Raw genomic sequence first — 21061 nt, 5'->3', positions numbered from 1 at the left:
CCTGGACCGACCAGCAGCGCCAGGACGGCTACGCCGGCTGGAAGAAGGCCGTCGAGCGCACCTACGGCTGGGTGGACGTCGACTGAGGCGGCGGTCCTTCTCATCGGGGCGAAGATGATCTAGCATCCGGTCGGTGATGGCGCCGTCGCCGACCGGAGGGCGTCCGGCCCGCCGAGAGAGGATCGCCCTCATGCGCCGACCCCTCGCCGCGGCGGCTCTCGCCGCCGCGGCCGCCGGGACCCTCACCGCGAGCGGCGGCCAGGCCGCCCCCGTCCCGCGCGAGGCCCCGGCGAAGGCGCCGCACGGCGCCGGGGCGGAGGTCGACTTCGACGGGATCGTCGCGCTCGGCAACTGCTCCGGGGCGCTCGTGCGCGGCCCGCGCTCGCGCGACGCCGACGCGGCTCTGGTCCTGACCAACGGCCACTGCCTGGAGTCGGGGATGCCGGAGGCCGGCGAGGTCATCGTGGACCGGCCGTCGTCGAGGACGTTCCGGCTCCTCGACCGGTCGGGCCGCGGCGAGCTCGGCCCCCCTCCGGGCGGCCAGGGTCGAGTACGCGACGATGACCGACACCGACGTGACCGTCTACCGGCTGGACGCCAGCTACGCCGAGATCCGCCGCCGGTACGGCGCCACCGCGCTGCCGCTGTCCGCGGACGCGCCGCGCGACGGCACGGAGATCCGGGTCGTGTCGGGCTACTGGCGCAAGATCTACGCCTGCCGGATCGACGCCACGGTGTACCGGCTGCGCGAGGCAGGCTGGACGTGGCGGGACTCCATCCGGTACACGCCCCAGTGCGGCACGGTCCACGGCACGTCCGGCTCACCCGTCGTCGACGCGCGGACGCGGCGCGTCGTCGGCGTCAACAACACCGGCAACGACGACGGCGGGCGCTGCACGCTCGACAACCCCTGCGAGGTCGGCCGCGACGGCGAGGTCACGGTCCGCCGGGGCGCCCGCTACGGGCAGCAGACGTACATTCTCGCCCGCTGCCTCGGCGAGGGCGGCGACGTCGTGCTCGGCGGGGCGTGCGCGCTGCCCCGGCCGTGACGCCGGAGCCGTGCCCGGCACCGGACGCCGCGGCGCGCCGGACGCGGGCCGGGGCGTGCGGTCACCCTTCCGCCAGCAGCCCCATGCGGAGCCGGTTGAGGGTGGCGCGGAGCAGCCGCGAGACGTGCATCTGCGACAGCCCGATCTGCTCGGCGATCTGCGTCTGCGTCTTGTTGCCGAAGAACCGCAGCAGCAGGATCGTGCGCTCCCGCTCGGGCAGGTCGTCGATCAGCGGGCCCAGGGAGTGGCCGTCGATGAAGGCGTCCAGGGCCGGGTCGTCGGAGCCGAGGTACTCGCCCACCGTGCCGTTCTCGCCGCCCGGCGACCCGTCCGCGGGCGCCTCCAGCGACAGCGGCCGGTACGCGTCGCAGGCGATGATCACCTCGATGGTCTCGTCCTCGGTGATGTCCATGAGGGAGGAGATCTCCGCGGTCGTGGGGGCGCGGCCGCGCTCGCGGGTGAACTCCTGCACGGTGCGCTGCAGGATCGGCCGCAGCTCCTGGATGCGGCGCGACACCCGGATGCCCCACGTCTTGTCGCGGAAGTGCCGCTTCACCTCCCCGGTCACCACGGGGTAGGCGTAGGTGACGAAGCGGTCGCCGATGCCCGGATCGAAGCGGTTGATGGCCTTCACCAGCCCCAGGTAGGCGACCTGCTGGAGATCGTCCAGGGGCTCGCCGCGGTTGGCGTACCGGCGCGCGACCCCGCGGACGAGCGGGGCGTGCATGTCGACGATCCGCGCCCGGAGCCGCTCCCTGCGGGGGTCGCCGTCCGGCAGCCGGTTCATCTCCGCGAGCAGGATCTCGGTCTGGCCGTCATTGAACCGGGTGTTCTGCGCCGACGTCATGCGAGTGCTCTCCTTTGCGGACGCGGCCGGCGAGGGCAGGGGGCGATCGCTCGGTGCGCTCCCCCTACCCGGCAGGAGGGCGATCACACGGTGCCGCCGTGATCGGGCGGATAGCCGCACGTCAGGCGGGTAACCGGGCGGTGAGGCAGGAGGTGGAGCCGTGAGCACGATCACCGAATCGGTCAACGTCACCGTCCCGATCCGCCGCGCCTACGACCAGTGGACGCGGTTCGAGGCGTTCCCGCGGTTCATGGACGGCGTCGAGGAGGTCCGCCGAGTCGACGACACGACCCTGCACTGGCGGACGCGCATCGCCGGCGTCACCCGCGAGTTCGACGCCCGCATCACCGAGCGGCGGCCCGACGAGCGCGTCGCGTGGAAGTCGCTGAACGGCCCGACCCACGCCGGAGTCGTCACGTTCCACCGCCTGGACGACACCACGACCCGCGTCACCGTGCAGCTGGAGATCGACCCGGAGGGCTTCGCCGACAAGGCCGGGGACCGGCTCGGCGCGCTGACGCACCGCGTGCGGGGCGACCTGCGGCGGTTCAAGACGTTCGTCGAGTCGCGCGGGGTCCCGGCCGGCGGCCGGCCCGGCCGATCACTCCCGCCCCTGACCGCCCGGTAGACTCGCGCGCAGACCCCGGCACACGGGGATGCGGCGGTGGGGCCCGCCGCGCCCGGCACGGGCGAACCGCGGAGACGACCGCCAACGGTCCCTACCGGAACGCCGCCGCGACTGGTAGGAGATCGCCATGCACATGCCCATGCCCCCGCCCGGCCCTCCCGTGGACCCCGACGTCGATCTGCACGTCCCGGCGCAGCGCGCCGAGCTGCGCCGGGCGCCGTGGGAGACGCTGGGCGCGATCTCCGCGGGCGGCGTGCTCGGGGCGCTCGCGCGGTACGGGCTGAGCACCGCCTTCCCGTACCGCCCGGGAGAGTTCCCCTGGCCGGTGTTCTGGGTCAACGTCACGGGCTGCCTGCTGATCGGCGTGCTCATGGTGCTGATCACCGGGCCGCGGCCGGCGCACCGGCTGCTGCGCCCCTTCCTCGGGGTGGGCGTGCTCGGCGGCTTCACCACGTTCTCGACCTACGCCGTCGACGTCCAGAAGGCGGTCGAGCACGGCGCGCCGCGGATCGGGCTCGCGTACCTGGTGCTGACACTGGCCGCCGCGCTCGCCTCCGCCCTCGCCGGGGTGCGGATGACCAGGGCGCTGGTCCGCCGCCGGGGCGCGGAGGCGGGCGGGTGACGGTCCTGCTCGTCGCGCTGGGCGCCGCGCTGGGCGCACCGCTGCGCTACCTGGCCGACCGCGCGGTCCAGGCCAGGCACGACTCGGTGTTCCCATGGGGGACGTTCACGGTCAACGTCGCGGGGTCGTTCGTGCTGGGGCTGGTGGCGGCGCTGCCGGTGGACGGCGGCGTGATGGCCTTCGCCGGGACGGGCTTCTGCGGCGCCCTGAGCACGTACTCGACGTTCGGCTACGAGACGCTGCGGCTGGCCGAGACCGGGGCGCGCTCGTACGCGGCGCTGAACGCGGCGGCGAGCATCGCCGCGGGGCTGGGGGCCGCCTACTGCGGCATGGTCGTCGCCCAGGCGCTGCAGGGGTGACCTGCCCGGCCGCTGATATGTGGCGCGGCCCAGGCTCGCAGTTCGGGGCACTTGGCTCCGAGCTCGCGAGTGGGCCGCGAGATGACTCTGCCCATAAGGCCGTGTCCGTAAACCGGAAGGTGTCTGAAGTGTCGCCTGGGGGGCAGGGCGACCTGCTGGGCGCGGAATCCCGGTGCCGGCCGGCGGAACCGGGGCCGGCCGGGACATGGGACGGGCGGCCGAGGGTAGCACCCACGCCACGGGCCGATCGCTACATGGCGCGGGGAGGTCGGCGGATGCGTGTCCTGGTGGCCGGGTGGCCCAGCTTCCTGCACGGTGAGGCCACGGCGGGCGACGTCCTGGCCATGGAGGCCGTCCGCCGCGGGCTGGCCGAGGCGGGCGTCGAATGCGACCTCGCGTGGAGCCCCGTCTTCCGGCCGGGCGGGCTGGAGCTCGACCGCGCCGACCCCGCGTCCTACACGCACCTGGTGTTCGCGTGCGGTCCGCTGCACGGGCCGCAGATCGAGGAGCTGCACCGCCGGTACGCGCGCTGCACCCGCGTCGCCGTGGGCGTTTCGGTCATCGACCCGGACGACCCGGCGGTGGCCGGGTTCGACGCCGTCCTCGCCCGCGACGCGCCGGCGGAGGCGCCGCGGCGCGATCTGGCGGCGCTGCCCGCGACCCCGTCCGTGCCCGTCGTCGGGGTCGTCCTCGCGCCCGGCCAGCCGGAGTACGGCGGGCGGCGGCTGCACGACCGGATCCAGCGCGAGCTGACGGACTGGCTCGCGGCGCGCGAGTGCGCGCGGCTGCCCCTGGACACGCGGCTCGATCCGCGCGACTGGCGCCTGTTCGGGACGGCGGCCGAGCTGGAGTCGGCGCTGCGCCGGCTCGACCTGGTGGTGACGACCCGGCTGCACGGCCTCGTGCTGGCGCTGAAGAACGGCGTCCCCGCGCTGGCCGTGGACCCGGTCGGCGGCGGCGCGAAGGTGGCGGCGCAGGCGCGCGCGTGGTCGTGGCCCGCCGTCGTGACCGTGCCGGAGCCGCGTCGGGGTGAGCCGCTGCTGGACCCGGCGGAGCTCGACCGGTGGTGGGAGTGGGCGCTGTCGCCCGAGGGGGCCGCGCGGGCGCCTGCGGCGGCGGCGGACGGCGCCGTGATCGGCGAACTGCTGGACGTGCTCGGCGCGCGCTGACGGCGCACGCCATGCCGCACGCGTTACGGAGCGTACATAACGGGCATTTTCTGCATTTCATATGCAGGAAGGAGCGTCCGCCATGCGGCACGAAGAGTTCATCGGACAGGTCCAGAACCGCGCGCACCTCTCCGGCCACGGCGAGGCGGAGCGCGCGACCCGGGCGGTCCTGGAGACCCTCGGCGAGCGGATTCCCGAGGGCCTCGCCGACAACCTCGCGGCGCAACTGCCGCACGAGATCGGCGAGCATCTGCGCCGGACCGAGGTCTACGGCGGCGCGGGGACGGGCGAGCGGTTCGACCGGCACGCCTTCATCGAGCGCGTCGCGGCCCGGTCCGGGACCGACGAGCCCCGCTCGGCGTACCTGGCGCGCGTCGTGCTGGAGGTGACCGACGAGGCGACCGAGGGCGGGATCCTGGACAAGGTGCGCGGCAGCCTCCCCGGCGACCTCCGTGAGCTGGTGTCGGCCGGCCACACCGGCTGAGCACCGGCCCCGGGCGCGCGAAACGGCCGCGATGAGGCGCATCGCGGCCGCCGGGGCGCGGGCGCGCGCGGGTCAGGCGGGGCGGGCGACGAGCAGCTCCCTGCCGAACCACTCGATGGTGCCGCGCAGGCCCTGCTCGACCGTGACGCGGGGGCGCCAGCCCAGCGCCCCCTCGGCCAGGGCGGTGTCGGGGCGCCGGACCCTCGGGTCGTCCTCGGGGCGGCCGATGAACCGGATACCCGACCTGGAGCCGGTGAGATCGATGATCAGGCGGGCGAGGTCGCCCATGGACATCTCGTACGGGCTGCCGATGTTGACCGGGCCCGGATGGGCGGACAGGGCGAGGGCGAGGATGCCGCGGACGGTGTCGTCCACGTGGCAGATCGAGCGGGTCTGCGAGCCGTCCCCGGTGACCGTGAGGTCCTCGCCGGTCAGCGCCTGCCGCACGAACGTCGGGACGGCGCGCCCGTCGTCGGGGCGCATCCGCGGCCCGTAGGTGTTGAAGATCCGCACGATCGCGGCGTCGAGGCCGCGGGCGTGCCGGAACGCCGACGTGAGCGCCTCACCGAACCGCTTGGCCTCGTCGTACACGCTGCGCGGCCCGACCGGGTTCACGTTGCCCCAGTACGACTCCGGCTGCGGGTGCACCAGCGGGTCCCCGTACACCTCGGAGGTGGAGGCGAGGACGAACCGGGCGCCCTTGGCCTCGGCGAGGTCCAGCGCGTTGCGGGTGCCCTGGCTGCCGACCTCCAGCGTCTGGATCGGGAACCGCAGGTAGTCGGCCGGGGACGCGGCCGAGGCGAGGTGGAAGACGTAGCCGACGTCGCCGGGGACGTGCACCGGCTCGGTGAGGTCGCGCTTCACGAACTTGAAGTCCCGCCGGCCCGTGAGGTGCGCGATGTTGCGGGACGTCCCGGTGAGCAGGTTGTCCAGGCACACCACCGAGATCCCCCGGGCGAGGAGCGCCTCGCACAGGTGCGAGCCGAGGAATCCGGATCCTCCGGTGACGACGGCGCGTGGATGTCTCATCTCTCCCCCTCATCGGTTCTCATGGGTGAGCACCGCCCCGGCGGCCTCGACGGCCTGGTCCGCGGAGATCTCCAGCAGGCCGGGGCAGGGCTCGCGCCCGTGCGGGTCGCCGCGGCGGCCCGCCCACAGGACGCGGTGCTCGGCGCGGTCGGGCGGTCCCCACCGGCCGGGCGGCGTCGGGCCGAACAGCAGCACCGACGGTGTGCGGAAGGCGGTCGCGAGGTGCGCGACGCCGGTGTCGCCGCACACCACCAGCCGGGCCGCCGCGACGAGCGCGGCCAGCTCGGGCAGGGGAGTGCGGCCGGAGAGGTCGGCGGCCGGGTCCAGCCCGGCGAGCTCCACGACGCGGCGGGCGAGGGGCGTCTCGCCGGGCCCGCCGGTGACGACGACGCGCTCGCCGCGGTCCCGCAGCGCCGCCGCGACCGCCGCGAACCGCTCGGCGGGCCAGCGGCGCGCCGGGAACGCCGCCCCCGGGTGGACGACCACGGCGCCCCGCGCGGGCGGCTCGGCCGCCGGGGCCGGCAGGTCCAGGTCGGCCGGGTCGGCGGCGAACCCGTAGAAGCCGGTGAGGCGGCACCAGCGCGCCACCTCGTGCTCGCCCGGGTCCCACTCCGGCCCGCCGGAGTGCGGCGCGTCCGGGCAGGCGAACGCCAGCAGCCGGCCCGGCGCCAGGGCCGCCAGGAGCCGGTGGCTCCGCGGCCCGGAGCCGTGCAGGTTGACGGCCGCGTCCACCGGCCCGGCGGCCGGTGGCGGAGCGTCCAGCCCGTCCGCCGGGAGGACCTCGTCGACCGCGCCGGTCGCGCGGGCCAGCGGCTCCAGCACCGCCGGCGCGGCCAGCGCGATCCGCGCGCCCGGCATGCCGCGCCGCAGCGCCCGCAGCGCCGGGACGGCGGTCAGCAGGTCCCCGAGCCCCAGCGCCCGCAGCACCAGGACGCGGGGTGCCGGACCGCCGGGGGCGGTCACGGCCACGACGGCTCTGCGGAGGGGCAGACGACGAGTTCCCGCACCTCGCAGCCGGCCGGCTGCGCGAGCGCGAACGCGACGGTCGCCGCGACGTCCTCGGGCCGGTTCAGCTTGGCGTCCGCCTCTGGCTTGTACCGGTCGGGGCGGTCGTCGAAGAACGCGGTGTCCATCCCGCCCGGCACGATCATCGTGACGCCGACCCGCCCCGCCATCTCGGCGGCGAGCGCGCGGGTGAACCCGACGACCCCGAACTTGGACGCGCAGTACGCGGTCGCGTCGCTCAGCGCGCGGAACCCCAGCGTGGACGCGACGGTCACGACCCGCCCGTGCGGCTCGTTCTCCAGGTAGGGGAGCGCGGCGCGGACGACGGCGGCGGTGCCGAGCAGGTTCACCTGCACGACCCGCTCCCAGTCCTCGGCGGGGACGTCGCAGAGCGTCCCGCAGGCGTCGATGCCGGCGGCGGTGACGACGGCGTTCAGCCCGCCCGCGGCGCGCGCCAGGCCGTGCACGGCGCGTTCGGCGCACCGCCGGTCGGCCAGGTCGGCCTGCATGTGCTCGAAGTTGTCCTTCGGCGGGTGCCGGTCCAGGACGAGGGGCCGGCCGCCGTCGGCGGCGACCCTGCGCGCGACGGCCGCGCCGAGCCCTGAGGCGCCGCCGGTGATGAGGACGTTCATGACGCACTTCCCTTCGTGGTCTGCGTGGTCGAGAGCAGGCGCGTGGTGGAGCGCCCTTCCAGCAGGGGCAGCAGGACGATCTCGCCGCCGTGCGCCCGGACCGTCCCGGCCTCGGGCAGCTCGGCCCCGGCGTAGTCGGCGCCCTTCACCCACACGTCCGGGCGCAGCCGCTCCAGCAGCGGCTCCGGGGTGTCGTCGTCGAACACCACCGCGGCGTCGACGTCGCTGAGCGCCTCCAGCACCCGGACGCGGTCGGCGGCGGGCGTCACCGGGCGGCCCGGCCCCTTGCGCCGCCGGACGGACGCGTCGGAGTTGACGCACACGATCAGGCAGTCGCCGAGCCGCCGCGCCTGCTGCAGCAGGCTGACGTGCCCGGCGTGCAGCAGGTCGAAGCAGCCGCCGGTCGCCACGACCGTGCCGCCCGCGCGCCGGGTCCGCTCGACGACGTCCCAGGCGTCCTCGCCGCGCTCGGGCACGAGCCGGGCCGAGCCCGTCTCGGCGAGCTGCGCCGACAGCGCGGCGGCGGCCCCGGCGCGGACGAACTCCGACGCCCGGCGGACGCCCTCGGTGACGGCCGCGGTCAGCGCCGCGCCGTCGGCGAGCGCGCCGGCCGCCGCGGCGGCGAAGCCGTCGCCGGCGCCGCACGAGTCGCCCCGCGCCGGCTCGGCGGGCGCGAGGAACGGCGCGCCGGACCCGTCGCACAGCAGCGCGCCCTCCGCCCCGAGCGTGACCGCGACGCCGTCGATGCCCCAGGCGCGGCCGAGGTGCCGGCCGCGCCGCCCGGCGGCCGACAGCCCGAACCCGCTGATGTCGGCGCCGCCGGCGGCGGCGAGCCGGGCGGCCTCCTGCTCGTTCGGGGTGAGCAGCCGGACCCCGGGGACGGGCGGCTCACCGCGCGGATGCGGGTCCCACACGACGGGCGCGCTCGCGGGCAGCTCCCCGAGCAGGGACCGGACGGCGCGGTGCCGGGCGACGCCGCGGCCGTAGTCGGAGACCAGAACGGCGCCGGCCCCGGCGATCGCGTCGGTGACGCGCGGACCGACGGGCCCGTCGAGGGCCTGCCCTTCCCCGGCGTCCAGGCGCGCCACCGACTGTCCTCCGGAGCGGATGCGCAGCTTGCAGGGAGTGCGGCCGTGCAGGTGGAACGCGGCGACCTCCAGGTGCTTCTCCAGCATCGCGCGCAGCCGCCGGCCCGGCTCGTCGTCGGCGAGCGCGGTGACCAGCACGACCTCGCGTCCGGCGGCCGCCGCGAGCAGCGCCGCGAGGCCCGCGCCGCCGGGGCGGGGCCGCTCCTCGGCCTGCTCCACGACGGGGACGGGCGCGTCCGGGCACAGCCGGCTGCTGGTGCCGACGATGTCGATGTCGAGCAGGACGTCGCCGACCACGACGAGCGGCGCGGTCATGACGCTCCCAGCGCTTCGTCGACCACCCCGCACAGCAGGTGGATCGCGGCGAGGTGGATCTCCTGGACGGTCGAGGCGGACACGGCGTCCACGGTGATCGCGTCGTCGCACGCCGCCGCGAGCGGGTTCGGGCCCGGCCCGGTGACCGCCCAGGCCGAGAGCCCGAGCCGCCGGGCGCGGTGCGCCGCCGCGACCACATTGGGGCTGCGGCCGCTGGTCGACAGGCACACCAGCACGTCGCCGGGGCGGCCGTGCGCCTGCACCTGCCGCTCGAAGACGTTGACCGGGCCGTAGTCGTTGCCGATCGCGGTGACCGAGGAGGTGTCGCCGTGCAGCGGGATCGCCGACAGCGGGCACCGCTCGCTCTCGAACCGGCCGACGAGCTCGGCGGTCAGGTGCTGGGCCTCGGCGGCGCTGCCGCCGTTGCCGCAGACGAGCAGCCGGCCCCCGCCGCGCAGCACGCGGGCGAGGCGGCGGCCCCAGGTCTCGATGGTGGGGATCTGGTCGCGGAACCGGAGCGCCGCCTCGGCGAGCGCCTCCAGCCGCGCGTCGTGGACGGTGGAGGTCCGGGTGCCGACGCCGGTCTGCGCGGTCATGCGGCCACCTCGCCCAGCGCGGCGGCGTGCCGGTAGACCTCGGCGGTGGCGGCGGCGACCCGCGCCCACGAGTAGCGTTCGCGGGCCCGGTCGCCCGCCGCCCGCCCCATCGCGGCCCGCTTCGCCGGGTCGGCGAGCAGCGCCCGGATCGCGCCGGCCGCGGCCTCGGGGTCGCGCGGCGGGACGAGCGCGCCGGTGACGCCGTCCAGGACGGTGTCGAGGTGCCCGCCGACGGCGCTCGCCACCACGGGCACGCCGCAGGCCATGGCCTCGAGCGGGACCATGCCGAACGGCTCGTACCAGGGGAGCGTGACGACGACGCTCGCCGAGCGCAGCAGCGGCGGCACCTCGGCGCGGCCGACCCGGCCGAGGAACTCCACGCGCCCGGCGACGCCGGCGTCCCGCGCGACCCGGCGGAGCCTGCGCACCTCGGGGTCGGCGTCCAGGGCGCCGCGCGGCGGCCCGCCGGCGACGGCCAGTTCGGCGCCCGGCAGGTGCGCGAGCGCGCGGATGGCGGTGTCGACGCCCTTGCGCTCGACGAGCCGGGACAGCGCCACGATGCGGTGCGGGCCGCCGTCCCCGCGGCCGGCGGCGCGGCCGTCCGGGGTGAACAGGCCCAGGTCGACCCCGCACGGCACCACCCGGACGCGGTCGCCGGGGACGCCCATCGCGGCGAGCTCGGCGACCTCGTCGGAGCAGGTGGCGATGACGGCGTCGGCGCCGCGCCCGATCGCGCGCTCCAGCCGGACCCGCGAGGCGGGGCTGGTGTCCTTGGCGCCCTGGTGGCGGCGCTTGACGGTGCCGAGCGCGTGGTAGGTCTGCACGACCGGCACGCGCCGCGCCCCGGCGGGCTGCGCGGCCTGGATCGCGGCGAGGCCGCTCATCCAGAAGTGGGCGTGCGCGACGTCGGGCGGGTCGGCGGCCCAGCGCCGCTCCAGGTACGTCCCGAAGTCGTGCATCCAGGGCAGCAGGGCGTCCTTGGCGATGTGCTCGGGCGGGCCCGCCGGGACGTGCTCGACGGTCACGCCGGGCGCGAGCCGCACCCGGCCGGGCAGGGCGGGGGCGTCCCGCCGCGTGTAGACGGTGACGTAGTCGCCCCGGCGGCCGAGCTCGGCGGCCAGTTCCGCGACGAACACGTTCTGCCCGCCGCCGTCCGCCCCGCCCAGGCCCTTCTCCGCGGGGCCCGCCTTGGCGGCGAGGGGGCTGGCGTGCTCGGAGATCATGGCAATTCTCATCGCGTTACCTCCTGGAGAGTTCGCCGCCAGTCGCGCAGGAAGCGCGCCAGGCCGTACCGGTCGACGGCGTGGGCACGCGCCTCCTTGCCCATCTGGCGCGCGCGCAGCGGGTCGGCGGCCAGGGTGCGCGCGGCGCCGGCCAGCGCGGCGACGCGCGTGGACAGCACCCCCGCCTCGGGCGGCACCGCCTCGACCGCCTCGGTGGTGGCGAGCGCCACCACCGGCAGGCCGAGCATCATGGCCTCGATCAGCGCGAGGCCGAGCGAGGTCCACCGGTAGGGGTGGACGTAGACGCGGCGGCGGGCGAGCTCCTCGTGCATCCTCGCCTGCGGCAGGTCCTCGAAGGTCCAGAGGGACTCGGGGGGAATGCCGAGGCGCTCGGGCGCGCCGGCGACGTTCATGCCGAACAGGTCGAGGGGGACGGCCGCCGCCAGCTCGGCGAGCAGGTCGGTGCCGGCGACGCGGCCGCGGCGCAGCGGGTCGTTGACGACGACGCCGGCGCGGGGCATCTCGGCGGTGTACCGGTAGCCGGGGTCGGCGACGCCGTGCTCGATGACGGTGGTCGGCGCGCGGCCGCAGTTCCAGAACAGCCGGTTGAAGTGGGTGACGTGCACGACCGGGATGTCGGAGCGGTCGTGCAGGAAGTGCCGGCTGTCGGGCACGACCTCCTCGGGGAGCCCCGCGTCGGACGGGGTCCGGCGCGGCGTGTCGTGCTCGACGTAGACGGCGGGGACGTCGCGTCCGGGCCGCCGCCCGAGCCATTCCTCGGCCAGCCGCAGCTCGCGGGGGCGCTGCAGGACGACGACGTCCACGTCCTCGTGGCGGAGCCGCTCTGGCGGCACCTCGACCGCCCGGTCGGGCCAGGTGAAGGTGTCGGGCCGCCCCCTGCCGTCCGGCCCGCGGCCGGGGACGACGGGGACGAGCGTGGTCTGCGCGCCGTGAACGAACGACGTCGCCCACGAGCCGTGCACGTGCCACATCAGGACTCTCATCGGGTGGGGACCTCCTCCACCGACGCCAGGATCTCCACGGCCGCGGCGACCTCGTCGGCGCTGACGGACGCCAGGCACGGGTGCCCGTCGACCGGGCATTCGCGGGCGCGGCTGTCCTTGCACGGCGCCTGCTGGTCGCCGAGCAGCGCCAGCGGCACCCCGAACGGCGCCCACCGGGCGGCGGGCACGGTCGGCGCGAACAGCGACACGACCGGGGTGTCCACGGCCGCCGCGAGGTGCGCGGGACCGGTGTTGCCGGCGACGACGGCGGAGGCGCCCGCCAGCACGGACGCCAGCTCCGGCAGGGAGGTGCGCCCGCCGAGGTCGAGGCCGTCCTCGCCGGCGACGAACGCGGTCAGCTCCTTCTCGTCGCCGTGGCCGGTGACGACCACCCGGTGCCCGGCCGCTCGCAGCAGCCGGACGGCCTCCGCGCAGCGCTCCGGCGGCCAGGCGCGCGCGGGCACGGACGTCCCCGGGTGCACCACCACGTAGGCGGGCCCGCCGGTGAGGTGGTCGGTGTCGGGCAGCGGTTCCCGGACCCGCAGCCGCGTGTCGGCGGGGGAGGGGAACCCGGCGTCCTCCGCCAGCGCGAGCATCCGCAGCGGCTCGGGAACGTCGGTGTCGGGGTGCCGCAGGTCGAGCAGCGATCCGGGGTAGTCCTCGCAGATGCCGCCGATCCACGGCGTCCCGGCGAGCCGGAGCAGCAGCGCGAGCGGCAGCGGCGACTGGTGGAACGAGGTGAGGATCAGCGCGCGGTCGAAGCCGCGCAGCTCCCGGACGACCCGGTCGACCGCGGCCTTCTCGACGGCCACGTGGTCGGGGTCGATCCAGGGGGCGCACCACTCGACGACGCGGTCCACGCCGGGCAGCATGTCGGCGGCGGCGCGGCCGCGCGGCCCGCACAGCAGCACGACCTCGTCGGCGCGGGCGGCGACCGCCCGCACGGCGGGGCCGGCGAGCAGCACGTCGCCGATGTTGTCCTGGCGTGCGACGAGGACTCTCATGGACGCCGCCTTCCGCCGAGGACCAGATCGACGGCGGCGTCCAGCGTCGGCGCCGTCTCCGCCGCCCGCGCGATCTCCGCCGGCCGGGTCCGCCCGGTCGGCACGAGGATGCCGCGCGCGCCGGCCGCCGCCGCGGCCTCGATGTCGCCGCCGGCGTCGCCGATGACGGCGCAGTCGGCGGGCGGCACCCCGAGCCGCTCGGCGGCCCGCTCGATCATGCCGGGCTCCGGCTTGCGGCACGCGCAGCCGTCGCCGTCGTCGTGCGGGCAGAACTCCCACACGTCGATCCGGCCGAGCAGCTCCTCGACGCGGGCGTTGACGCGCCGCACGTCCCCGGCGGCGATGAGGCCCTTGGCGACGCCGGACTGGTTGGACACGACGCCGATCCGGACGCCGTGCCGGCGCAGCCGGTCCAGGGCGCGGCGCGCGCCCGGCATCGGCTCGACCCGCGCCGGGTCCCCGTTGTAGGGGACGTCCCTGATCAGGGTGTCGTCCCGGTCGAACAGCACGGCGCGCGGCCCGCCCCGGCTCCGCGCCCGCCGGTGGGCGGCGAGGCCGCGGAGCCGGTGCCAGACCGCGGCGGGCGGGATGGCGGCGCTGGTGACCAGCATCGCGGTCACCTCGCCCGGCGTCCCCGGGCCCGGCCGGATGCGCTCGTAGGCGAACCGCGCGGTGAGCGCGGCCCACGCGCCGCCCGCGGCCGCGGCGGCGGCGCGGCTCTTCGGCGCGGCCGCGAGCGCGAGGAGCCCCGCCGCGGTCGTGAGCGCGTGCCGGCCGAGCAGGCCGCGGCCCTCGCCGGCGCGGGCCCGCCAGGACGCCCCGTGCACGTGCCGCATGAGGACGTCGTCGGCGTTGCCGGCCTGCGCCCGCACCGACGTCCAGAACCCGGCGGGCCGGACGGGGTGCGTGATGCGCCGGTCGCCGAGGACGAGGCCGTGCCCGGCGTTCAGCACCCGCAGCGCCAGGTCGGCGTCCTCGCGGTAGGCGCGGCGGAACCGCTCGTCGAAGCCGCCCAGTTCGGCGAGGACGCCGCGCCGGTAGGCCATGTCGGCGGTGATCCAGTCCGCGCTCGCGAGCCCGGCGGTGCTGCGCTCCCAGTCCGTCGGCGGCCGGCCGGCCGGCAGCGGGACGGTGACGCGGCCCTGCGTCCCGGCGACCGAGGGCGGCAGGCCCGCCAGGTCGGCGGCGAGCCGGGCGGGCCAGCCGGGCTCGGGTACGACGTCGTCGTCCAGGAACGCCACCCATTCGGTCGCGGCGGCGCGCCAGCCGGCGTTGCGCGCGGCGGCGGGCCCGCGGCCCCCGGACCTGATCACGCGGATCTCCGGCCCGGCCGAGGGCGGCAGCGGCAGCGGCGCACCGGGCACAGGGCGGTCGTCCACGACGATGATCTCGCGCGGCCCGGCGCCGGGGGCGCGGTCGATCGCGGTGAGCAGCGCGTGCAGCGTGACGCGCAGGCTCTCCCGGCCGACGGTGGGGATGACGACGGTGCAGCCGTTCAACCGTGCACCTCCCGGCGGCGGACCACGTACGGCCCGATGGCGAGCAGGTCGACCGGCGCCGAGCCGAAGCACTCCAGCGCGTCGCGCGGGTCGTCGGCCATCGGGCGGCCGGCGGTGTTCAGGCTGGTGTTGACGACGACGGGCACCCCGGTCCGGTGGCGGAACTCCTCGAGCAGGCGCGCCACGAGCGGTTCGTCGTCCGCCGACACCGTCTGGATGCGGGCGGTGCCGTCCACGTGCACGACGGCCGGGATCCGCGCGCGCCACTCCGGCCGGACGCGGTGGACGAACAGCATGTACGGGCTCGGGAGCGGGCCCTCGAAGATCTCGGCGGCGCGCTCCAGCTCGACCATCGGCGCGATCGGCCGGAACTGCTCGCGGCCCTTGACGTCGTTGAGCCGCTCGACGTTGCCGGCGTGGCCGGGGTGGGCGAGCAGGGAGCGGTGCCCGAGAGCGCGCGGCCCGAACTCCGAGCGGCCCTGGAACCACGCGACGATCTCGTTGCGGGCGAGCGCCTCGGCGACGGTGGCGGCCAGGTCGTCCGGCCGCTCGTAGGGGATCTCGGCGGTGTCGAGCCGCGCGGCGATCTCCCGGTCGTCCCACCGGCGGCCGAGGTCCGCGCCGGGCATGCCGGTGAGCGGGTCCCCGGCCCCCTGGGCCGCGTGGAGCGCGGCGCCGAGCGCGGTGCCGGCGTCGCCCGCCGCAGGCTGCACCCAGATGTCGCCGTAGGGCCCGTCCTCGGCCAGCCGGGAGTTGGCGACGCAGTTGAGCGCGACGCCGCCGGCGAGCATCAGCCGGCGGGAGCCGGTCTCGCCGTGCAGCCAGGCCGCCAGGTCCAGCAGCACCTCTTCGAGGCGGGCCTGGACGCTGGCGGCGAGGTCGGCGTGGTCGCGGGTCCACTCGCCGTCCGGCCCGCGGGCCTTGGCGAGCGAGCCCCAGTCGATGCCGGCGACCGCGAACCCGCCGTCGCCGGTCGCGCGGACGTGCTCGCGCAGCTCGTCCAGGAAACGCGGCTCCCCGTAGGACGCGAGCGCCATGACCTTGTACTCGTCGCTGGAGCGCAGGAAGCCGAGGTGCTCGGTGAGCTCCTCGTACATGAGGCCGAGCGAGTGCGGGAGGCGCTGGGCGCGCAGCGGCGTCAGCACGCCGTCCTCGTACGTCCCCGCCAGGTGCGATTGGGACTCGCCGCGGCCGTCCAGGACCAGCACGTCCCCGTCGCCGGGCGCGGGCGCCGCGAGCGCGGCGGACGCGGCGTGCGCCACGTGGTGCGGGACGAACCGGACGATGCCCGGGTCGAGGCCGGGCAGCGCCGTCGCTAGGAAGTTCGGTGCGCGCCGCGCGTACAGGGTGCGCAGCCGCTCCCACTCGCCGTCGTGCCCGCCGAGCCCGGGCTCGACGAGCGACGGGTCGTAGGAGTAGGCGACGGCGTCGAGGTCGCCGGGCTCCAGCCCGGCCTCCTCCAGGCACCAGCGGGCGGCCCGCTCCGGCAGTTCCCATCCGGAGAAGGCGACCGGCCGCTTGCCGTGCTTGCGGCGGCTGAAGCGTTCCTCCTCCGCGGCCGCGACGACCCTTCCCTCCGCGACGAGCGCGGCGGCCGGGTCGTGGAAGACGGCGTTGATTCCGAGCACGCGCATGTCGGCCCCGTTTCGGCGCAGCGTTCGATGGCGTGCCGATGACGTCGTCTTAGACATCGGCTCTGGCGTTCTCGCCGGGAGCGAATCCCCTGTAGGTGATTCGGCATTGCCGATAGCGGTGGACCTAAACGCTCAAGTCCGGAAAGTCGCCGCTGGAGGAACCAGCAGGTCGCGCGGGCTCCGTGCACATGGCGGGCGGGAAGCCGGGTACCTGCGGGTTCATGCGCTTCACCGTCGTCGTCATCACCCGGGACAGGCGCCGGTCCCTGCTCGCCGGCCTCGCGCACGCGCGGAAACTGGCCGAGGACGCCCCGGTCATCGTGGTGGACAACGACTCGCGGGACGGCACCGCCGACGCGGTCGCGGCCGGATTCCCGGAAGTGCGGCTGATCCGGGCGCCGGGCAATCTCGGCGCCGTCGGCCGCAATCTCGCGGTCGACCACGTCCGCACCCCGTACGTCGCGTTCTGCGACGACGACACCTGGTGGGACCCGGACGCGCCGTCGCGCGCCGCCGACCTGCTCGACGCGCACCCGCGCCTCGCGGTCGTCACCGGGCGGATCCTGGTGGAGCCCGGCGGGCGCGAGGACCCGATCGTCCCCGAGCTGCGGCACTCGCCCGTTCCGGGACCGCCGTGGCTGCCCGGCCCCGCGCTCGGCTCGTTCCTGGCCGGGGCCTCCATGGTCAGGGCGGAGGCGTTCCGCGAGGCGGGCGGCTTCTCCCCGCGGCTGTGGCTCGGCGGCGAGGAGGAGCTGCTCGGCGCCGACCTCATGGCGCTCGGCTGGCACCTCTGCTACGCCGAGGACGCCGTGGTCCACCACGAGCCGTCCCGCCTCCGCGACCCGCACCTGCGGCGCAGGCACGGCATACGCAACACGCTGTGGTTCACCTGGCTGCGCCGCCCGCTTCCGGTCGCGGTGCGCCGCACCGCCGGGCTGCTGCGCACGCTGCCGCGCGACCGCGTCACCGCGGGCGCGCTGGCCGAGGCCGCCGCCGGGCTTGCCTGGGTGGCGCGGGAGCGCCGCCCGCTGCCGCCGGACGTCGAGGAGCGGCTGCGCACCCTGGAGACGGCCCAGCGGGAATCGACGGCCCGCCGCTACGTGAGCTGAGGAACCGATGCCCGACGCGACCCCCGACGCGACCCCCGACGCGACCCCCGACGTGACGGTCGTGGTGGCGACCCGCGACCGCGCCCCGGAGCTGCGCCGCAGCCTCCGCCGCCACGAGGCGCCGGTCATCGTGGCCGACAACGCCTCCGCCGACGGCACCGCCGCCGTCGCCGAAGCGGCCGGCGCCACCGTCCTGCGGCTGCCCCGCAACCGGGGCGCCGCAGCCCGCAACGCCGGCGCCGAGCGCGCCGCCACTCGCTACATCGCCTTCGCCGACGACGACTCCTGGTGGGCGCCCGGCGCGCTGGAGCGGGCCGTGGAGATCCTCGACGCCCACCCTCGCACGGCGCTGCTCGCGGCCCGCGTCCTCATCGGCGAGGAGGAGCGGCTCGAACCGGTCTCCGCGCAGATGGCCGGCTCGCCGCTCGGCCGGCCCGAAGGGTCTCCGGGGCCGGCCGTCCTCGGCTTCCTCGCCTGCTCGGCCGTCGTGCGCCGGGACGCCTTCCTCGGCGTCGGCGGCTTCTCCGACGTCCTGCACTTCGCGGGGGAGGAGGAGCTGCTCGCGCTCGACCTGGCCGCCGCCGGGTGGGGCCTCGCCTACGTGCCGGAGCTCGTCGTCCACCACCATCCGTCCAGGGCGGGCCGTGACCCGGCCGGGCGGCGGCGCCGGGAGGTCCGCAACCGGCTGCTCACCGCGTGGCTGCGCCACCCGCTCCCGGCCGTCGCCCGCGCCGCCGCGTCCGCGCTCACCAGCAGGGACGGCCGCGCCGGCCTGGCCGCCGCGGCCCGCGCCCTGCCGTCCGTCGCCCGCGCCCGCCGCCGCCTCCCGCCCGCGGTCGAGGAGGCGCGGGCGCGGCTCGCCGCGTACTGAGCCGGCGGCGGTGACCGGTGCGGCCGCGCGGGTGACCCGCCGGCCGGTCACCCGCGCGCCGGCACCCGGTCGCGGGCCGCCCGCCCGGCGGCCGCCCGGTCGCGGGCCAGGGACAGCGCGCACAGCGCGCCCACCAGCGTCGCGGCGGCCAGCGCCCATCCGGTGCCGTACTCGGCGTGCCGGGTCGAGCCGCCGGACTCGGCGAGGGAGAGGAACAGCGTGCCGGCGGTGGCGATGCCGATCACCTGGGCCAGCTGCATCAGCGTGAGCAGCAGCCCGCTGGCGTCGGCGGCGTCCTCGGCGGGGACGTGCCGCAGCGCGGTCGTCATGATGATCGGCATCACCCCGAGGCCGAACCCGATGACGGCGGTGAGCGCCTCGTAGGCCGCGCCGCCGCCCGCGAGCGGGCCGACGCACAGGTAGCCGGCCGCGGCGATCGCGAACCCGGCGGGGATCAGCCGCCGGTGCCAGCGCGCGGGCAGCCGCTGCCAGCTCAGCCCGACCAGCGCGAAGGCCGCCACGCACGGCACGAACGCCAGCCCCGACTCCAGGGGCGACATCCGCAGGTCGCCCTGCAGGTGCAGGGTGGTGGTGAACAGGAACGCCGCCCAGCTGCACGGACCGAACAGGATCGCGACGCAGGCCGGCACGAGCAGCGGCGCGCGCAGCACCCGCACCGAGATCAGCGGCTTCCCGCCCGCGGCGGCCACGCGGCGCTCCACGGCGGCGAACGCGGCGAAGAATACGGCGCTCGCGGCGAGCGACGCCCATCCCCACGCCGGCCAGCCCAGCTCGTGGCCCATGATCAGCGGGACGACGAACAGCAGCACCGCGGCGGCGAGCGTCAGCAGCCCTGGCAGGTCCAGCTGCGCGCGGAGGTTCCGGAGGCCGGGCACGTCCTCGTCGCGGGGCAGCACGCGCGGCCCCGCGATCAGCAGCGCGATCCCGATCGGCACGTTGACGAGGAAGACCGTCCGCCATCCGGTGCCGAACAGGTCGGCGCTGACCAGCAGCCCCCCGGCCGCCTGGCCGACCACGACGGCGCCCGCGGTGACGGCCGAGTAGAGGCTCAGCGCGCGGGCCCGGGCCGCGCCGGTGAAGTTCCGCTGGATCATGGACATGACCTGCGGGGTGAGCAGCGCGGCCGCGGCGCCCTGCAGGAAGCGGAACGCCACCAGCGCGCCGGTGGACGGCGCCAGCCCGCACGCCAGCGACGCCGCCGTGAACGCGGCGAGGCCGAGGTGGTACAGGCGGCGGTGCCCCGCGAGGGCGCCGAGCCGCGCCCCGGTGATCAGCAGGACGGCGTAGGAGATGATGTATCCGGCGACGACGAGCTGCAGCCCGGCCCCCGAGGCCTGCAGGTCCGCCCGCATCGTCGGGAGCGCGACGTTGACGATGCTGGCGTCGAGAACCCCCATGAACTGGCCGAGAAGGACGACGGCCAGCAGCAGGCCGCCGGGTCCGCTCCGCGACCCCTGTCCGGGAACAATCCCGCGCAGATCGGTTGTCTGTGTCATGTGTACGAGCGTGCGGCGACGCCGGTACCCGTAACGAGAGCCTGTCGATACTGGTACTGACAGCACCTGGCAGACGCCTGGTGGGCGCCGCCCGCGGGATGCAGGCTGGGAGACGTGACGATGACCAGTGCAGAGACCACCGCGTCCGGGCGCCCGGCCCGGAACGGGACGGGGCCGCGCCGGCGCACCGAGCTGGCGGCGTTCCTGCGCAGCAGGCGCGAGCGGATCACGCCCGACGACGTGGGGATGCCGCCGGGGCCGCGGCGCCGCACGCCGGGCCTGCGGCGGGAGGAGGTCGCGCAGCTCGCCGGGGTCGGCGTGACCTGGTACACGTGGCTGGAGCAGGGCCGTCCCATCAACGCGAGCACGCAGGTGCTGGACGCGGTGGCGCGCACGCTGCGGCTGGACGGCGCCGAGCGCGAGCACCTGTACCGGCTCGCCGACGTCCCCGACACCGCGGTGGCGGAGGAGGCCGACAACCTGCCCGAGGACGTCCAGATCGTGCTGGACGCGCTCAGCCCCATGCCCGCGTCGGTCACCAACGGCCGGTGCGACGTCCTCGCCTGGAACGCCGCCTACGCCGCGATCCTCCCCCAGCTCACGGTCGTCCGGCCGTGCGAGCGGAACACGATGTGGATGGCGTTCACGCTGCCGCCGTGCTGCAACCCGGTCGCGAACCTCACCGAGACGGCGCCCGGGCTCGTCGCCGCGTTCCGGCACCGCTACAGCCGGCACCTGGACGAGCCGGGCTGGAAGATCCTCGTCCGGCGGCTGCAGGAAGTGAGCCCGGAGTTCGCGCGGCTGTGGGCTTCCCACGACGTCGCGCTGCCGGGGGCGAGCATCAAGATCTTCCGGCACCACGCCGCCGGTGAGATCCGGACCCGGACCATGCACCTGGAGGTCAGCGCCGCGCCGGGCGCCCGGATGGTCACCTACACGCCCATCGACGAGGAGAGCCGCGAGCGGATCGACTGGCTGCTCGCCCACCCGGAGGCCGCCGCCGCGGACCACCGCCACTGAGGCTCAGGTGCGGGCGCGCCGCGCGATCACGACGAGGTCGATCGCGGCGATGACGGCGACGGCCGCGCAGATGCCGGCCGCCGCCCACGCCCCGTCGTCGCCCTGCGCCCCGACCGCGAACACGATCGCGGCGCCGACGGAGACGACCAGCGCGATCCCGGACAGCACGGCCCGCAGCCGCAGCGGGCTGCGGGCGTTCAGCGGCTCGCTGCCGCGCGGCTGCTCGTGCCGGTAGGGCCCGCGCGAGCCCGGGCCGAGGAACTCCGGGCCGTACGGCTCCGGTTCGCGGCCCTCGGGGTCGCGCCGGTCGGGGTCCCGCCGGTCCGGGGAGCCCCTGGGGTCCTCTTCCATGTGCTG

The 21061-nt window shown here is 76.6% G+C and carries 21 protein-coding genes and 1 pseudogene; 9 read left to right on the top strand and 13 right to left on the bottom strand.

All coding sequences use genetic code 11. From position 1 onward, the window contains the following. Positions 1 to 536: 536 nt before the first annotated feature. A pseudogene (locus ACIWVC_RS19345) lies at positions 537 to 1049 on the top strand (trypsin-like peptidase domain-containing protein); the annotation flags it as partial. A gap of 61 nt (positions 1050 to 1110) precedes the next feature. On the opposite strand, the gene ACIWVC_RS19340 reads toward ACIWVC_RS19345, so the two are convergent. Further along, positions 1111 to 1896 carry a SigB/SigF/SigG family RNA polymerase sigma factor gene (locus ACIWVC_RS19340; protein WP_396452788.1) on the bottom strand — a complete coding sequence of 262 codons (786 nt, stop codon included), beginning with the start codon at positions 1894 to 1896 and terminating at the stop codon, positions 1111 to 1113. A gap of 160 nt (positions 1897 to 2056) precedes the next feature. Here ACIWVC_RS19340 and ACIWVC_RS19335 point away from each other — a divergent pair, with 160 nt between their 5' ends. From ACIWVC_RS19335 to ACIWVC_RS19315, 5 genes are all read left to right on the top strand, one after another. Beyond that, the gene (locus ACIWVC_RS19335) at positions 2057 to 2524 is read left to right on the top strand and encodes an SRPBCC family protein (protein WP_396454404.1); all 468 of its coding nucleotides are present in this window, start codon (positions 2057 to 2059) and stop codon (positions 2522 to 2524) included. A gap of 127 nt (positions 2525 to 2651) precedes the next feature. Beyond that, on the top strand, positions 2652 to 3146 hold the full coding sequence (locus ACIWVC_RS19330; protein ID WP_396452784.1) for a fluoride efflux transporter FluC: 495 nt from the start codon (positions 2652 to 2654) through the stop codon (positions 3144 to 3146). After that, positions 3143 to 3505, top strand: coding sequence for a fluoride efflux transporter FluC (locus ACIWVC_RS19325; RefSeq protein WP_396452782.1), 363 nt, complete (start codon positions 3143 to 3145; stop codon positions 3503 to 3505). The genes ACIWVC_RS19330 and ACIWVC_RS19325 overlap by 4 nt, the downstream gene beginning before the upstream one ends. A 275-nt stretch (positions 3506 to 3780) precedes the next feature. Next, positions 3781 to 4674 carry a polysaccharide pyruvyl transferase family protein gene (locus ACIWVC_RS19320; protein WP_396452780.1) on the top strand — a complete coding sequence of 298 codons (894 nt, stop codon included), beginning with the start codon at positions 3781 to 3783 and terminating at the stop codon, positions 4672 to 4674. A gap of 82 nt (positions 4675 to 4756) precedes the next feature. Continuing rightward, the gene (locus tag ACIWVC_RS19315; RefSeq protein WP_396452778.1) at positions 4757 to 5158 is read left to right on the top strand and encodes a DUF2267 domain-containing protein; all 402 of its coding nucleotides are present in this window, start codon (positions 4757 to 4759) and stop codon (positions 5156 to 5158) included. A gap of 72 nt (positions 5159 to 5230) precedes the next feature. Here the strand turns inward: ACIWVC_RS19315 and ACIWVC_RS19310 are convergent, their stop codons facing one another. The 10 genes from ACIWVC_RS19310 to ACIWVC_RS19265 are packed head-to-tail and all read right to left on the bottom strand — an operon-like array spanning position 5231 to position 16187. Then, a complete protein-coding gene (locus ACIWVC_RS19310) occupies positions 5231 to 6187 on the bottom strand; it encodes an NAD-dependent epimerase/dehydratase family protein (RefSeq protein ID WP_396452776.1) in 957 nt (318 codons plus the stop codon). A gap of 9 nt (positions 6188 to 6196) precedes the next feature. Continuing rightward, positions 6197 to 7156 (bottom strand): glycosyltransferase family 9 protein, encoded by a 960-nt coding sequence (locus tag ACIWVC_RS19305; protein ID WP_396452774.1) that lies wholly within the window; start codon positions 7154 to 7156, stop codon positions 6197 to 6199. Beyond that, a complete protein-coding gene (locus ACIWVC_RS19300) occupies positions 7147 to 7824 on the bottom strand; it encodes an SDR family oxidoreductase (protein WP_396452772.1) in 678 nt (225 codons plus the stop codon). Before ACIWVC_RS19300 ends, ACIWVC_RS19305 begins: the two co-directional genes overlap by 10 nt. Further along, positions 7821 to 9227, bottom strand: a complete 1407-nt coding sequence (gene rfaE2, locus ACIWVC_RS19295; RefSeq protein ID WP_396454403.1) for a D-glycero-beta-D-manno-heptose 1-phosphate adenylyltransferase — start codon at positions 9225 to 9227, stop codon at positions 7821 to 7823. Before rfaE2 ends, ACIWVC_RS19300 begins: the two co-directional genes overlap by 4 nt. After that, positions 9224 to 9823 (bottom strand): SIS domain-containing protein, encoded by a 600-nt coding sequence (locus ACIWVC_RS19290; protein WP_396449771.1) that lies wholly within the window; start codon positions 9821 to 9823, stop codon positions 9224 to 9226. Before ACIWVC_RS19290 ends, rfaE2 begins: the two co-directional genes overlap by 4 nt. After that, complete coding sequence (locus ACIWVC_RS19285) at positions 9820 to 11058, bottom strand: glycosyltransferase (protein WP_396454402.1); 1239 nt, start codon at positions 11056 to 11058, stop codon at positions 9820 to 9822. The genes ACIWVC_RS19290 and ACIWVC_RS19285 overlap by 4 nt, the downstream gene beginning before the upstream one ends. Continuing rightward, positions 11055 to 12050: a glycosyltransferase family 4 protein gene (locus ACIWVC_RS19280; RefSeq protein WP_396449773.1), complete on the bottom strand. Its 996-nt coding sequence runs from the start codon at positions 12048 to 12050 to the stop codon at positions 11055 to 11057. The genes ACIWVC_RS19285 and ACIWVC_RS19280 overlap by 4 nt, the downstream gene beginning before the upstream one ends. After that, the gene (locus tag ACIWVC_RS19275) at positions 12047 to 13054 is read right to left on the bottom strand and encodes a glycosyltransferase family 9 protein (RefSeq protein WP_396449774.1); all 1008 of its coding nucleotides are present in this window, start codon (positions 13052 to 13054) and stop codon (positions 12047 to 12049) included. Before ACIWVC_RS19275 ends, ACIWVC_RS19280 begins: the two co-directional genes overlap by 4 nt. Then, positions 13051 to 14553 (bottom strand): HAD-IIIA family hydrolase, encoded by a 1503-nt coding sequence (locus tag ACIWVC_RS19270; protein WP_396454401.1) that lies wholly within the window; start codon positions 14551 to 14553, stop codon positions 13051 to 13053. Before ACIWVC_RS19270 ends, ACIWVC_RS19275 begins: the two co-directional genes overlap by 4 nt. Further along, positions 14550 to 16187 carry a carbamoyltransferase gene (locus tag ACIWVC_RS19265; protein ID WP_396449776.1) on the bottom strand — a complete coding sequence of 546 codons (1638 nt, stop codon included), beginning with the start codon at positions 16185 to 16187 and terminating at the stop codon, positions 14550 to 14552. The genes ACIWVC_RS19270 and ACIWVC_RS19265 overlap by 4 nt, the downstream gene beginning before the upstream one ends. Before the next feature lie 221 nt (positions 16188 to 16408). On the opposite strand from ACIWVC_RS19265, the gene ACIWVC_RS19260 reads away from it, so the two are divergent. Together ACIWVC_RS19260 and ACIWVC_RS19255 are read left to right on the top strand one after the other, a co-directional pair. Then, positions 16409 to 17296, top strand: a complete 888-nt coding sequence (locus ACIWVC_RS19260; RefSeq protein WP_396449777.1) for a glycosyltransferase family 2 protein — start codon at positions 16409 to 16411, stop codon at positions 17294 to 17296. A 7-nt stretch (positions 17297 to 17303) separates the two neighbouring features. Further along, a complete protein-coding gene (locus ACIWVC_RS19255) occupies positions 17304 to 18167 on the top strand; it encodes a glycosyltransferase family 2 protein (protein ID WP_396454400.1) in 864 nt (287 codons plus the stop codon). 47 nt (positions 18168 to 18214) lie between these two features. Here the strand turns inward: ACIWVC_RS19255 and ACIWVC_RS19250 are convergent, their stop codons facing one another. Beyond that, on the bottom strand, positions 18215 to 19684 hold the full coding sequence (locus ACIWVC_RS19250) for an MFS transporter (RefSeq protein ID WP_396449778.1): 1470 nt from the start codon (positions 19682 to 19684) through the stop codon (positions 18215 to 18217). Between the two features lie 120 nt (positions 19685 to 19804). Here ACIWVC_RS19250 and ACIWVC_RS19245 point away from each other — a divergent pair, with 120 nt between their 5' ends. Further along, the gene (locus tag ACIWVC_RS19245; RefSeq protein WP_396449779.1) at positions 19805 to 20704 is read left to right on the top strand and encodes a helix-turn-helix transcriptional regulator; all 900 of its coding nucleotides are present in this window, start codon (positions 19805 to 19807) and stop codon (positions 20702 to 20704) included. A gap of 3 nt (positions 20705 to 20707) precedes the next feature. Here the strand turns inward: ACIWVC_RS19245 and ACIWVC_RS19240 are convergent, their stop codons facing one another. Continuing rightward, entirely contained in the window at positions 20708 to 21055 is a 348-nt protein-coding gene (locus ACIWVC_RS19240) for a DUF6343 family protein (protein WP_396449780.1), read from the bottom strand. Between the last annotated feature and the right edge of the window lie 6 nt (positions 21056 to 21061).

Origin of the sequence: Actinomadura sp., from assembly GCF_044508335.1 — a bacterium.
GTDB lineage: Bacteria > Actinomycetota > Actinomycetes > Streptosporangiales > Streptosporangiaceae > Spirillospora.
The sequence above is the reverse complement of the archived record's forward strand: the minus strand, read 5'-3'. Positions and strand labels throughout refer to the sequence as shown.